This is a genomic window from Synechococcus elongatus PCC 11801, from assembly GCF_003846445.2.
In the GTDB taxonomy this organism is placed as follows: domain Bacteria; phylum Cyanobacteriota; class Cyanobacteriia; order Synechococcales; family Synechococcaceae; genus Synechococcus; species Synechococcus elongatus_A.
Genome location: NZ_CP030139.2, coordinates 383592 through 395862, shown reverse-complemented (window position 1 = coordinate 395862; position 12271 = coordinate 383592). Strand labels below are relative to the sequence as shown.

At 57.4% G+C, this 12271-nt stretch carries 14 protein-coding genes; 11 read left to right on the top strand and 3 right to left on the bottom strand.

Features of this window, described 5'->3' with window-relative positions; all coding sequences use genetic code 11:
- Position 1: 1 nt before the first annotated feature.
- Complete coding sequence (locus tag DOP62_RS01900) at positions 2 to 859, bottom strand: Tab2/Atab2 family RNA-binding protein (protein ID WP_208673020.1); 858 nt, start codon at positions 857 to 859, stop codon at positions 2 to 4.
- 3 nt (positions 860 to 862) lie between these two features.
- Positions 863 to 1750 (bottom strand): S1 RNA-binding domain-containing protein, encoded by an 888-nt coding sequence (locus tag DOP62_RS01895; RefSeq protein ID WP_208673022.1) that lies wholly within the window; start codon positions 1748 to 1750, stop codon positions 863 to 865.
- Between the two features lie 96 nt (positions 1751 to 1846).
- On the opposite strand from DOP62_RS01895, the gene DOP62_RS01890 reads away from it, so the two are divergent.
- The 9 genes from DOP62_RS01890 (at position 1847) to DOP62_RS01850 (ending at position 9761) form a co-directional block, all read left to right on the top strand.
- Entirely contained in the window at positions 1847 to 2662 is an 816-nt protein-coding gene (locus DOP62_RS01890; protein ID WP_208673023.1) for a creatininase family protein, read from the top strand.
- An 89-nt stretch (positions 2663 to 2751) separates the two neighbouring features.
- Positions 2752 to 3447 (top strand): aldehyde oxygenase (deformylating), encoded by a 696-nt coding sequence (locus tag DOP62_RS01885; RefSeq protein WP_208673024.1) that lies wholly within the window; start codon positions 2752 to 2754, stop codon positions 3445 to 3447.
- Between the two features lie 14 nt (positions 3448 to 3461).
- Entirely contained in the window at positions 3462 to 4487 is a 1026-nt protein-coding gene (locus DOP62_RS01880; RefSeq protein ID WP_208673025.1) for a long-chain acyl-[acyl-carrier-protein] reductase, read from the top strand.
- 10 nt (positions 4488 to 4497) lie between these two features.
- On the top strand, positions 4498 to 5481 hold the full coding sequence (locus DOP62_RS01875; protein WP_208673026.1) for an acetyl-CoA carboxylase carboxyltransferase subunit alpha: 984 nt from the start codon (positions 4498 to 4500) through the stop codon (positions 5479 to 5481).
- Positions 5482 to 5598: 117 nt separating this feature from the next.
- Entirely contained in the window at positions 5599 to 6336 is a 738-nt protein-coding gene (locus tag DOP62_RS01870) for an SDR family oxidoreductase (protein WP_208673027.1), read from the top strand.
- 48 nt (positions 6337 to 6384) lie between these two features.
- Positions 6385 to 7026, top strand: a complete 642-nt coding sequence (gene folE / locus DOP62_RS01865) for a GTP cyclohydrolase I FolE (protein ID WP_208673028.1) — start codon at positions 6385 to 6387, stop codon at positions 7024 to 7026.
- 7 nt (positions 7027 to 7033) lie between these two features.
- Positions 7034 to 7828 carry a PhzF family phenazine biosynthesis protein gene (locus tag DOP62_RS01860; RefSeq protein WP_208673029.1) on the top strand — a complete coding sequence of 265 codons (795 nt, stop codon included), beginning with the start codon at positions 7034 to 7036 and terminating at the stop codon, positions 7826 to 7828.
- A complete protein-coding gene (locus DOP62_RS01855) occupies positions 7825 to 8913 on the top strand; it encodes a SpoIID/LytB domain-containing protein (RefSeq protein WP_208673031.1) in 1089 nt (362 codons plus the stop codon). Before DOP62_RS01860 ends, DOP62_RS01855 begins: the two co-directional genes overlap by 4 nt.
- A 5-nt stretch (positions 8914 to 8918) precedes the next feature.
- Positions 8919 to 9761 (top strand): ATP adenylyltransferase family protein, encoded by an 843-nt coding sequence (locus tag DOP62_RS01850; protein ID WP_208677002.1) that lies wholly within the window; start codon positions 8919 to 8921, stop codon positions 9759 to 9761.
- 308 nt (positions 9762 to 10069) lie between these two features.
- On the opposite strand, the gene DOP62_RS01845 is transcribed toward DOP62_RS01850, so the two are convergent.
- Complete coding sequence (locus DOP62_RS01845) at positions 10070 to 10237, bottom strand: DUF2256 domain-containing protein (RefSeq protein WP_208673033.1); 168 nt, start codon at positions 10235 to 10237, stop codon at positions 10070 to 10072.
- A gap of 63 nt (positions 10238 to 10300) precedes the next feature.
- Here DOP62_RS01845 and DOP62_RS01840 point away from each other — a divergent pair, with 63 nt between their 5' ends.
- Entirely contained in the window at positions 10301 to 11035 is a 735-nt protein-coding gene (locus DOP62_RS01840; RefSeq protein WP_208673035.1) for an RNA methyltransferase, read from the top strand.
- A 99-nt stretch (positions 11036 to 11134) separates the two neighbouring features.
- Entirely contained in the window at positions 11135 to 12262 is a 1128-nt protein-coding gene (locus DOP62_RS01835; protein ID WP_208677004.1) for a serine hydrolase, read from the top strand.
- The last annotated feature ends 9 nt before the right edge of the window (positions 12263 to 12271 follow it).

The following is a 12271-nucleotide window of genomic DNA, read 5'->3' as shown; positions in this document are numbered from 1 at the left end:
GCTACCCAAGCGGCAATTCCCGCAGCAACCAAAAACCAGCAAAGCGATCGCTGTTGGGATCGGCTTGCACCGCCAAGAAGTGCAGTCCCTTCGCCGCCTGCTTCGCCGCCGTAAACTGAGCCGCTTCTTGCTGAAGTGCTGGGACGTTCAGCGCTGCTAGGGTCCAGCGCTCACTGCCGCCTGTTTCCAGCAATAGTTGTTTGGCGGGCGAGGCGTAGGTCAGCCAAGCGGGTTCCAATCCCGAGAGCCAAGCAGCGATCGGCATGGCACGACTGGCAAAAATGATCAGCCCCGGAATCGGCGTCTCGTCGGGCAGATCAAGCCCTGTCAGGGGAAAGGCTTCGCCAAAATCGATCGCCCATTCCCCATGCTCTGCCAAAGCAGCAAAGGGCAAATCGACAAGAGCCCAGCGATCGCCCCGTAGGGCATCAGGCAGGGGCTGGGGCGCTTCGTCAGGCATCTGAACACCAGCAACTGGGCCAGGGTTATAGCCCGGATGACTCGCATAGACCTGCTGCTGCCGTTCTTCCAGCCAGTTGTGGAGACTGACGGTGCGGCGGCTGAGCTGGCAGGGCAGCCCCAAATCGGTACAAGCCTTGCGAATCATGTTGTTCATCGGTCGCCGGAAGTAGCGAATCCGATCGGGGGTTGCCCCCGCTTCCGCGATCGCCGTTTTCAAGGCGTCCTGCAACGTCACTGAGTTGACCTGATCACCCGTGACAAAGCTGGCATAGCGAAAGGTCGAGTCAGGTGCAGCGACCGTAGTGATGGTTTCCGCGATCGCGACTTCCCAGAGTTTTTTGCCCGCCTCATCGAGGATCGGCCGCGAGTAAAAATCGAGTTCCCAAATCCGGGTCATGCCCTACTGCGACTCCAGTTGCTTACGGGCCCGCTCAGCGCGATCGGCAGCAGAAGCTTGCAGTTCAGCAACATTCTCCAGAATTTCGCCCGGATGATTTTCCAGAACTTTGGTCGACAGCGAAATCCGGCCTTTGGTGTTGTCGATCGCGACGACCAAGGCTTGAATCGGGTCACCAACCTTGAAAATTGTGCCGACGTCGGAAACAAATCGCTGACTGATTTGGTTAATCGGCAACAGAGCAGTGGCACCACCCAAGTCAACAAAAACGCCAAAAGGCTTGAGTCCGGTCACCTTGCCGCTGACTAGTTGACCCACTTCGATTTCGCGCACCAGTGCGGTACGAGCAGCTTGCCGTTCCGACAGCACCAGCTTTTTGTCAGCGCGGTTCACTTCCAAGAAAGCAACCGTCAAGATTTTGCCCTTGAGGCCATCCAAATCTTCTTTTTCATTCAAGTGCGATCGCGGAATAAAGGCGCGTAGCCCTTCCAGATCCGCCGTGACGCCGCCTTTATTGCTACCTGTGACTTTGACCTGCACGGTCTGGCCACTTTCCTGTAGCTCAGCCACACGGGTCCAAGCCTGTTGCAACGCCAGCGCCCGCAGCGATACCGTCACCTGACCATCTTCGTTTTGGTCACGAATGACGAGGAACTCCAGCTCTTCGTCCTTGGGCAGATGGGCTTCCAAGTCCAGCACCGCGTGCAGGGCAGCTTCCCGCTTGGGCAAGAAGGCCGGCGCTTTACCGCCAATGTCGATGTAGGCCCCATCGGTGCTGTATTCGTAGACCTTGCCGCGCACCAGTTGGCCTTTTTGGGAATCCAGCGACTGGGCTTCCAAGGCTTGGGCAAAGTCGTCGTAGGAAGGGGTGTTGGCGGCAGAAGGACTCATACTGTTCGGACGATGGACTTTCGCAGAATGCGGTTCTTCTTACTTTGACACTGCATTGCGATCGCTCACTAGCCCCAAAGGAGACAAGTCACGGCAATGTTGCATGGATCCATCCCCGCCGATCGCTTCTTTCCTTACCTGCGCTGGCCAGAAATTGCGGCACTACCCGATCGCGATCGCATTCTGATCATTCAACCGATTGGGGCGATCGAGCAGCATGGCCCACATCTGCCGCTGGTTGTGGATACTGCGATCGCCACTGCTGTTACCGGTGAAGCCCTACGCCGCCTGCCCGCTGAGATTGCTGCCTATGGCCTGCCGCCGCTCTGCTATGGCAAATCGAACGAGCACAACGGCTTCCCTGGCACGATCAGTCTGCGCACAGAGACACTGCTCGCTGTTCTGACCGATAGCGCCGCCAGTCTCTATGCAGCCGGTTTTCGGCGGTTGATCTGGCTAAATGGCCATGGCGGCCAGCCCCAGATTGTGCAATTGGCTGCCCGCGATCTGCGGGAACGCTTTCCCGACTTCGAGATTCTGCCGCTCTTCGTCTGGAACGTGCCGAACCAGATCGGTGAGCTGTTGACACCCCGTGAACAGGATCTCGGCTTCCATGCTGGCGATGCCGAAACGAGTTTGATGCTGCATCTGCTGCCGGAACAGGTGCAGATGGATCAGGCGATCGCAGAATATCCACCGGATCTGGATGCTCAAGGCTTGCTGAGCTGGGAGGGCAACCTACCAATCGCCTGGCTAACCCACGACCTCAGCCAGAGCGGTGTGATTGGCGATCCGACCTCGGCAACTGCCGACAAGGGGGCGGAAATCTTTGAGCAATTAGTGCAGGGTTGGGTTCAAGTGCTGACGGCGATCGCAGGCTGGCAGCGATCGTCCCCGCTGTCACCTAGGTAAATACCGCTAGAGTGTAGATTGGTGCGTACCCACTGGGATCCACCAATCCCAAATTCTCCCTTTCATCCGTGTCAGGAGACCGCAGACTCATGCCGCAGCTTGAAGCCAGCCTTGAACTGGACTTTCAAAGCGAGTCCTACAAAGACGCTTACAGCCGCATCAACGCGATCGTGATTGAAGGCGAACAAGAGGCGTTCGACAACTACAATCGCCTTGCAGAGATGCTGCCCGACCAGCGGGATGAGCTTCACAAGCTAGCCAAAATGGAACAGCGCCACATGAAGGGCTTCATGGCCTGTGGCAAAAATCTCTCCGTCATTCCTGACATGGGTTTTGCCCAAAAGTTCTTTGCCAAGCTGCACGAGAACTTCAAGGTAGCCGCTGCTGAGGGCAAGGTCGTCACCTGCTTGCTGATTCAATCACTGATCATCGAGTGCTTTGCGATCGCGGCCTACAACATCTACATCCCGGTAGCGGATGCTTTCGCTCGCAAAATCACCGAGGGTGTGGTGCGCGATGAATACCTGCATCGCAACTTCGGCGAAGAGTGGCTGAAGGCTAACTTCGAAGCTTCGAAAGCTGAACTCGAGGACGCCAATCGTCAGAACCTACCGCTGGTTTGGCAAATGCTCAACGAAGTGGCTGACGATGCGCGGGAATTGGGCATGGAGCGCGAGTCTCTCGTTGAGGACTTTATGATTGCCTACGGCGAAGCGTTGGAAAATATCGGCTTCACGACGCGCGAAATTATGCGCATGTCCGCCTATGGCCTTGCGGCCGTTTGATCCAGGAAATCTGAATGTTCGGTCTCATCGGTCATCTCACCAGTTTGGAACAGGCCTGCGACGTTGCTCGCAGCATGGGCTACGAAGAATACGCCGATCAGGGTTTGGAATTTTGGAGTAGTGCTCCCCCCCAAATCGTTGATGAAATCACGGTGACCAGTGCTACGGGAAAAGTGATTCACGGGCGCTATATCGAATCGTGTTTTCTGCCAGAAATGCTGGCAGCACGGCGTTTCAAAACAGCAACCCGCAAAGTGCTCAACGCCATGTCCCATGCGCAAAAGCATGGCATTGACATCTCTGCCCTCGGTGGTTTTACCTCGATTATTTTCGAGAATTTCGACCTTGCCAGTCTGCGGCAAGTGCGAGACACCACCCTGGAATTTGAACGGTTCACCACCGGCAACACCCATACGGCCTACATCATCTGTAAGCAGGTTGAAACCTCAGCTCAGCAGCTTGGGCTAGACCTCACTCAAGCCACGATCGCAGTCGTGGGAGCGACAGGGGATATTGGCAGTGCGGTTTGCCGCTGGCTCGATCGCAAACTCGGTGTCGGTGACCTGATTTTGACGGCTCGTAACCAAGAGCGATTGGACAATCTCCAAGCTGAACTGGGGCGGGGCAAAATCCTGCCCCTGGAAGCAGCGCTGCCCGAAGCCGACATCATTGTCTGGGTAGCCAGCATGCCCCAGGGCGTGACGATCGACCCCACCACGCTGAAGCAACCCTGTGTCTTGATCGATGGGGGCTATCCCAAAAATCTCGGCAGCAAAGTGCAGGGTGAGGGCATTTACGTCCTGAATGGCGGCGTTGTTGAACATTGCTTCGACATCGACTGGCAGATCATGTCAGCAGCCGAGATGGCGCGGCCCGAGCGGCAGATGTTTGCCTGCTTTGCCGAGGCGATGCTCTTGGAATTCGAGGGCTGGCACACCAACTTCTCCTGGGGACGCAACCAGATCACGATCGAGAAGATGGAAGCAATCGGTGAAGCCTCGCGCCGCCATGGCTTCCAACCCTTGGCATTGGCAATCTGAGGTTCCTTGCATGGCTGCTCCTGTCGCGAAGAAGCCGATCCTGCTGGAGTTTGAGAAACCCCTCGTTGAGCTGGAAGAGCGGATTACCCAAATTCGCACCCTTGCAGCCGATAACCAGGTCGATGTCAGTGGCCAGATTCAGCAGCTAGAAGCCCGCGCGGCTCAACTACGGCGAGAAATTTTTAGTAATCTCTCGCCAGCTCAGCGGATTCAGGTTGCTCGTCACCCTCGCCGCCCCAGCACCTTGGACTACATCCAAGCGATCAGCGACGAGTGGATCGAGTTGCACGGCGATCGCAACGGTAGCGATGACCTCGCGCTGGTCGGTGGAGTCGGTTCTCTTGATGGCCAACCCGTCGTCTTTTTAGGTCACCAAAAAGGGCGCGATACCAAGGACAACGTTCTGCGTAACTTTGGCATGGCCTCGCCCGGTGGCTATCGCAAAGCCCTGCGGCTGATGGAGCATGCCGATCGCTTTGGCATGCCGATTCTGACCTTCATTGATACGCCTGGTGCCTATGCCGGGGTCAGTGCGGAAGAACTGGGCCAAGGAGAGGCGATCGCGGTCAACCTGCGCGAGATGTTCCGTTTCTCGGTGCCAATTCTCTGCACGGTGATTGGTGAAGGTGGCTCGGGTGGTGCCTTGGGCATTGGCGTGGGCGATCGCCTGCTGATGTTTGAGCATTCCGTGTATACCGTTGCTAGCCCCGAAGCCTGTGCTTCGATCCTCTGGCGAGATGCAGGCAAAGCCGTTCAAGCGGCGGAAGCCCTCAAGATTACGGCGCGGGATCTCAAGCAACTGGGCATTCTCGACGAGATCATCAACGAGCCTTTGGGTGGTGCCCATTCTGCACCCCTGGAAACGGCCCAGAGTTTGCGTCAGGTTTTGTTGCGTCATCTGAAGGACTTAAAAGCCCTCAGCCCGGCTCAACTGCGTGAGCAGCGCTACCAGAAATTCCGCCAGCTTGGCGTGTTCCTGGAAACCCACGCCTGATCCCTGCGACTCGGCCCAAATGGTATAATTGGATGCGTTACATTTCGTCATGTCTTGGCGAATCTTGCATTCCCAGGCCGTCACGTCTTCGGCTAAACATCCACGCTTGACTGCCTGATGGCTGGCATGAGTTTTCTGCCTTCTCCTTTTGTTCTGATTACGGGTGCCAGTAGTGGCATCGGTGCAGCGGCTGCACAAGCCTTCGCACAAGCAGGCTGGTCGTTGCTGCTGTTGGGGCGCGATCGCGATCGCCTCCACTCGGTTGCTGAGACTGCTCGCGCTAACGGTGCGCCGGCTGTCGAAACCTACAGTCTTGATTTGACCGATCTACCCGCTATTGCTCCTGCGATCGCCCAACTGGTAGAGCAATTCGGTGTACCCGACGTCCTGATCAATAACGCAGGCATTGCTCAGACGGGGCCACTGGCGACCCTCCCCCTCGCTGAGTTGGAGCGTATTTTTGCGCTGAACACCTACAGCCCCTTGCTGGTCGCGCAAGCACTTCTTCCGGGTATGCGGCAGCGGCAGCGTGGCTTGATTCTCAATCTCGCTTCGATCGCTGCTCAACAAGCCTTCCCTGACTGGGGAGCTTACTGTGCGAGCAAGTCGGCCTTTGCCGCTTGGTCACGGGTGCTGGCCGCCGAAGAGCGATCACACGGCATCCGCGTGTCGTTAGTCTGCCCCGGCTCGGTTGATACGGCGCTCTGGGACCAACCCAGCGTGGGCGCTAACTTCGATCGTCAGGCAATGTTGCGGCCCGAGACAGTCGCCCAGGTGCTGCTCCAGGTCGCAACCTTGCCGGAGACGGCAGTGGTGGATGAGCTGACCCTGATGCCCAATGCGGGCACGTTCTAGATCGGAATCGCGATCGCCCTCTCAATTACCTCGAGGTTTCTTGTGACGATGACTTCTCCCTCTTTGAATGGCAGTAACAGCTTGATTGACGCCGTCCGTCCCGACGAGAATGGCACCTCGCAAGCGGAGATGGAAGCGGCTGTCCGCACGCTGTTGCTCGGCGTTGGAGAAGATCCAGAGCGGGAAGGACTGCTGAAAACCCCAAAACGGGTGGCTGAGGCTTATCGCTTCCTGACTAGTGGTTACAGCCAATCATTGGATGATCTGGTCAATGGGGCCATCTTCGACGAAGGCCATAACGAAATGGTGTTGGTGCGCGACATCACGGCTTTTAGCCTTTGTGAGCACCACATGCTGCCGTTCATGGGCAAAGTTCACGTCGCCTACATCCCCAACCAAAAGGTGGTGGGTCTGAGCAAACTGGCTCGCATTGTCGAGATGTACAGCCGCCGTCTGCAGGTGCAAGAGCGCTTGACTCGCCAAATTGCCGAGTCAGTGCAGGAAATCCTCGACCCGCAGGGTGTGGCCGTGGTGATGGAAGCCACCCATATGTGCATGGTGATGCGTGGCGTACAGAAGCCCGGATCTTGGACCGTGACCAGTGCCATGGTTGGCGTTTTCCAAGAAGATCAACGCACCCGCGAAGAATTCCTGAGTTTGATTCGCCATCAGCCTGCCGCATTCGCCTAAGCCAGCAATGGCCATTCCCCTCCTGCAAATTGATGCTTTCACGCGGCAGCCCTATCGGGGTAATCCGGCGGCGGTTTGCTGGTTGACGCAGCCGCTGCCCGATGCACAGATGCAGGCGATCGCTGCGGAGATGAATCTATCGGAGACAGCATTTCTGCTGGCCGATGGAAGTGCTTGGCAATTGCGTTGGTTTACGCCCGCTTGCGAGGTCGATCTCTGTGGTCACGCCACCTTAGCTGCCGCCCATGCCCTCCAAGAGTGGGGACAGGCACAGCCCGGAGAAACGCTTCAGTTTCAAACGCGCAGTGGTCTGCTGCAAGCCCAGTTGGGGGAACAGGGCATTGTGCTCGATTTTCCGTTGCAGCAACCTCAGCCCTTGTCAGTCTCGCTTGACTTGGCTGCTGCGATCGGGGTGCCCGTTTTAGACTGCCGAACTAGTGATTTGGGCTATTGGCTTCTCGAGGTGGAGTCGGCAGCACAACTGCAGAAGGTTCAGCCAGACCTAGCCGCGATCGAGCAGTGGCCCTGTCAGGCCGTTGTCGTCACTGCAGCAGGCATGGCAGAGGATGGGTGCGACTTTGTTTCACGCTTTTTTGCACCGCGCTTCGGCCTGGCTGAGGATCCCGTGACTGGATCGGCGCATTGTCTGCTGGCACCGTATTGGCAGGCTAAATTAGGGAGCGATCGCTTACAGGCTCGGCAGCTCTCAGCACGGGGCGGCGAACTGGAAGTGGAAGTTCAAGGCGATCGCGTCATCCTGCGAGGCCAAGCGGTGACAGTATTGCGAGGAGAGTTGGTGTGAGCCGTCAACCGGCAACTGAGAAGCGCATCGCTGAGCGATCGCTTCAACTGACGGGATGGCAACACCCTAAACGATGGCTGATTGGAGGAGCGGTTATTCTCCCCCTGTTGACCCTGTGGGGAGTCAGCAGCCTACGCCAAGCGCAGCCGAATGCTGCTGAGTTACAGGCGATTCAAGACTCTGAACGCGCCTTGGAGCGCTTACTCAGCGTCAATCCGACAAACAACTCACCCACAGCAAGTCCAAATGCTGGTCCAGAGGCAACCCCTACGACTCCAGCTAATGCTTCAGCTGCCAGCAATGCACTGCCCGATCCACGATCGGCACCGGCCCTGACCATTCCTGGCGGGGATGTAACTGCGCCAGCACTGTTGATTCGCGTGGCGATCGCCCGAGACGGATCGCAGGCAACAGTGGGCAGCCAAACCGCTGGCTATCTCACCCGTGAAGACGGACAAATCCTTGGAACTTTAGCAGCAGGACAAACCGCTACTGTCGTGGCCCAAGCAGGTCGACTGCGGCTAGCGAGTTGGACCTCAGGCGGCCCCCTCTGGTTACAACCGGCACAGGGCGGTGCAGTTCTCGTCAATGGCAAACCCTATCGCGGCAAGCTCAAGCTCATTGCGGAAGGCGATCGCCTGATTGCTGTGAACTATGTTGATCTGGAGCAGTATCTCGTCAGTGTTGTTGGCTCAGAAATGCCGGCTAGTTGGCCCTTAGAAGCCCTCAAAGCCCAAGCTGTAGCAGCCCGTTCCTACGCGATCGCCCACATGGCCCGGCCAGCCAGCGCCTATTTTGATTTAGGCTCAACGACACGCTGGCAAGCCTACAGCGGTATGAGCAGTGAAACAGCACGGGTTGAACAGGCCGTCAGCCAAACCGCAGGGCTCTTGCTCAGCTACCGCGGCGGTATCGTCGAAAGTTTGTACGCAGCCACCAACGAAATTGTGGCTGAAGCCCATGGTCATCTCGGCGCCAGCATGAGCCAGCACGGAGCCCGAGAGCTGGCCGAGCAGGGTTTTGATTTCACGCGGATTTTAGGCAACTATTATCGGGGTGCCCAGCTGGCGCGACTTTCCCTGTGAAGCCGATGCAAAATTTACTGCAACTGGCACAGGCGCAAACTACCGCGGCTCTCGCGAGTGGCGCACTGCAACCGATCGCGACAGACTCTTGCTGGCTCGAGGATCAAGACCAACGCTTTTTAGTACGGATGTTGCGAGGTTGGCGCGCTAAGCATCCTTCGCTCAAAGCCCACGGCCCCGTTGCCAATCCCTTTCAACCCTACGACCCGCGCTTATTTGTTGCGGATGCTGGCGATTGCCACCTCTGGCTCCTCAATAAATTTCCGGTGATCGATCAGCACTTATTGCTGATCACCCGGCAGTATGAGCCACAAACCCAGTGGCTGAACTTAGCGGATTTTGAAGCGATCGCCTCCGGTTTACAGGCGATTGACGGCTTTGCCTTTTTCAATGGCGGGCCTTTAGCAGGGGCGAGTCAGCCCCATAAACATCTACAACTCGTTCCGTTGCCCCTCGATCGGGAGTGTTGTCAGCCCCTGCCCCTCAGCGATCGCTGGCAGGCTGCTCTCAGTGGCGATCGCAATGCCTTACCGTTTCAGCATGCGATCGCAGAACTACCGAATTTTCTGGGCCTATCGGCCATACAAGCAGGGGAAATTCTCTTCGAAACCTATCAAAAGCTCTGGGTACAGTTCGATCTTGTTGTGGATGGCGATCGCCCACCCGCCTACAACCTCTTGCTCACCCGTCAGTGGCTGTTAATTGTGCCGCGTAGCCGTGAAAGCCATCTCCACATCAGTGTTAACGCCTTGGGATTTGCCGGTGCATTGCTCGTCCGCGATCAGGCTCAACTCCAGCAGCTCCAAGATCTAGGGCCGCTTCAACTCCTGCAAACTGTCGGCTGTTGACCCTAAACACAAGTGCAGGAAGACGATACTTCCGCTAAGTCCCTGCTCCCGTATGGCGTTCAGCAGATCAGCTTGGGTCATTGACCGGATCTGGTGAGCCTCAAGCACAAGGCCGCCGCCAGCAAGTTTTACCGGTCGCGATCGCCACTCAATCGGTATGCCTCAGCCAGAATCTTGTTGCGGGGGGGCTGGGGGAGTCGAGTCCCCCAGTGCGCGGGTGTGGGGGTGCGCAATCACCCCCACGAACAGCGGGTTTTGATGCTGAGCCCAATGAGCAGGTCTAGATATCCTCAGGCACAGACTGCTATCTACTCCTCACCCAGCTGGCTCACTGAAGACCGACGACGGCGGCAGCGATCGGAGCAATAGCGCACCTCATCCCAGCAATCCTTCCACTTACGGCGCCACTCAAACGGACGCCCACAGACCACACAATCTTTCTGCGGCAGATTCGACTTGGTGTAGCGCTGCGCCATGAGTTGCCAAGGACTGAACAAGCTCTGCCATTGTAGAAACTCTGTCGCTTGGCCCTTCAACCCATGAGTTTGCGCATCGTTCTGGTCGAACCTGCTGGGGCACGGAATGTTGGCGCGATCGCCCGCGTGATGATGAACTTTGGGCTCACTGATTGGGCGATCGTTCGACCGCGATGCGAGGTTCAGGGCGAAGAAGCGCGACAGATGGCCGTGCATGCAGCTGCCCTGCTGGCCCAAGCGCGGATCGTTGAGGATTTACCCAGCGCTCTGCTGGGCTGTGAACGGGTGGTTGCCACCACAGGACAACGGGATCTGAGCGATCTACCGTTGGAGGCTCCGACTCAGGTGATGCCTTGGTTGCGACAAGGGCCAGCCGCGCTGGTCTTTGGACGCGAAGACAGCGGCTTACAGCGATCGGAATTGAGCTTAGCCCAACGCTACCTGACCTTTCCCACCACCGCCGCTTACCCCTCACTCAACTTGTCACAGGCCGTGGGGCTCTGTTGCTACCACTACGCTTGTGTGCCTGACGGTGCCGAAGCGATCGCCTCCGAGTGTTCTCACGAGACGCCACCACTCGCAGCATTTGAACAACTCCATGGCTATACCCGTGATTTAGAAACGCTGCTCCTGCGGGTGGGTTACCTGCATCCCCATACAGCAGCAAGTCGCATGGAAAAAATTCGAGCCATCGCCCAGCGAGCAACCCTGAGTACCGAGGAAGTGGCGCTGCTGCGGGGCATGGTCCGTCAGCTGAATTGGGCACTGGATCAGGACAAAGAGCGCGATCGCCCCTAAAATCCAAGTCCGCGACCCAGCGCTAGCCCCTGCCCAGAACCTCCCGAGGCTGCTAGGCTGTTCGACAGTTTTGGCTGAATGCTGCTCCAAGGAACCGCCATGCCCCCTCGCGATCGCACTGCACGGCGCCCCTCTCGCACGGCACGACCTGCTTCTCAAGCAACGCGGCCCCTGCGAGCGGTGGATAGTCCGCGCAACCAACGGCGATCGCCAGCTCCAGCGAAACCGCTACGGATTCCCCCGCTTTTACAGAATGTTTTGCGCTTACTCGTGCTGGGGGTTGGCTTGGGAGTTCTGGCCGGAAGTCTGATTGCTGCTTGGGAACCCAACCTCAAACTAGCGCCCACACCGCAAGCAGCAACCGCAGCAGCGCCAGAGCCTGCAGTCACAACCCAGCCAATTGCGTTTCAAGTTCCACTCACGCCACTCCAAACTCAGTTAGCGGCGCTGATTCAGCAACAACCCACCCTCAAAGCCGAACTATTTCTGACCGATCTCGATACGGGCAACTACGTCGATATCAACGGCACAACCTCCATTCCTGCCGCCAGCACGATCAAAATTCCAGTGCTTACTGCGCTGATGGAAGCAGTGCAGGAGGGTAAGGTCCAGCTGGATGAACAGCTGACCATGACCAAAGAGCTTGTGGCTTCAGAAGCAGGCGCCATGCAGTATCAGCCGGTGGGCAGCAAGTTCACGGTGCTGGAAAGCGCGATTGAGATGATCCGGATCAGCGACAACACCGCAACTAATTTGCTGATTGCCCGTCTCGGGGGGATTGAAGCCGTTAATCAACGCTTTGCAGCTTGGGGGCTGGAGACCACCCGTTTGCGGAATCTCCTGCCCGATTTAGAAGGCACCAACAGCACAACACCTAAAGAGATGGTGGAATTGCTCGCCAAAATTGAGAACGGTTCATTGCTCAAGCCGCGATCGCGCGATCGCTTTTTTGCAGTTCTGCGCACCACAGAGACCAATACACTGCTGAGCCGCGGGCTGGGAGAGGAAGCAACGATCGCCCACAAAACGGGTGATATTGCCATGGTGGTTGGAGACGTCGGCCTGATCGACATGCCCAACGGCAAACGCTACATCGCGGCCATGCTGGTGCGCCGCCCCGACAATGACCTCAAGGCCAATGAATTGATTCGCCAAGTGTCGCAACGCACCTATCAATTCCTCAACACCTTGCCGGTCTCGACCGCTTCAACTCAACAACCCAGCTAGCTGATTGCT

What these genes read in the sequence shown, in the direction of transcription:
- DOP62_RS01900 (WP_208673020.1), bottom strand. Translation starts at nt 859, where the DNA reads ATGACCCGGATTTGGGAACTCGATTTTTACTCGCGGCCGATCCTCGAT.
- DOP62_RS01895 (WP_208673022.1), bottom strand. Translation starts at nt 1,750, where the DNA reads ATGAGTCCTTCTGCCGCCAACACCCCTTCCTACGACGACTTTGCCCAA.
- DOP62_RS01890 (WP_208673023.1), top strand. Translation starts at nt 1,847, where the DNA reads ATGTTGCATGGATCCATCCCCGCCGATCGCTTCTTTCCTTACCTGCGC.
- DOP62_RS01885 (WP_208673024.1), top strand. Translation starts at nt 2,752, where the DNA reads ATGCCGCAGCTTGAAGCCAGCCTTGAACTGGACTTTCAAAGCGAGTCC.
- DOP62_RS01880 (WP_208673025.1), top strand. Translation starts at nt 3,462, where the DNA reads ATGTTCGGTCTCATCGGTCATCTCACCAGTTTGGAACAGGCCTGCGAC.
- DOP62_RS01875 (WP_208673026.1), top strand. Translation starts at nt 4,498, where the DNA reads ATGGCTGCTCCTGTCGCGAAGAAGCCGATCCTGCTGGAGTTTGAGAAA.
- DOP62_RS01870 (WP_208673027.1), top strand. Translation starts at nt 5,599, where the DNA reads ATGGCTGGCATGAGTTTTCTGCCTTCTCCTTTTGTTCTGATTACGGGT.
- folE (WP_208673028.1), top strand. Translation starts at nt 6,385, where the DNA reads ATGACTTCTCCCTCTTTGAATGGCAGTAACAGCTTGATTGACGCCGTC.
- DOP62_RS01860 (WP_208673029.1), top strand. Translation starts at nt 7,034, where the DNA reads ATGGCCATTCCCCTCCTGCAAATTGATGCTTTCACGCGGCAGCCCTAT.
- DOP62_RS01850 (WP_208677002.1), top strand. Translation starts at nt 8,919, where the DNA reads ATGCAAAATTTACTGCAACTGGCACAGGCGCAAACTACCGCGGCTCTC.
- DOP62_RS01845 (WP_208673033.1), bottom strand. Translation starts at nt 10,237, where the DNA reads ATGGCGCAGCGCTACACCAAGTCGAATCTGCCGCAGAAAGATTGTGTG.
- DOP62_RS01840 (WP_208673035.1), top strand. Translation starts at nt 10,301, where the DNA reads ATGAGTTTGCGCATCGTTCTGGTCGAACCTGCTGGGGCACGGAATGTT.
- DOP62_RS01835 (WP_208677004.1), top strand. Translation starts at nt 11,135, where the DNA reads ATGCCCCCTCGCGATCGCACTGCACGGCGCCCCTCTCGCACGGCACGA.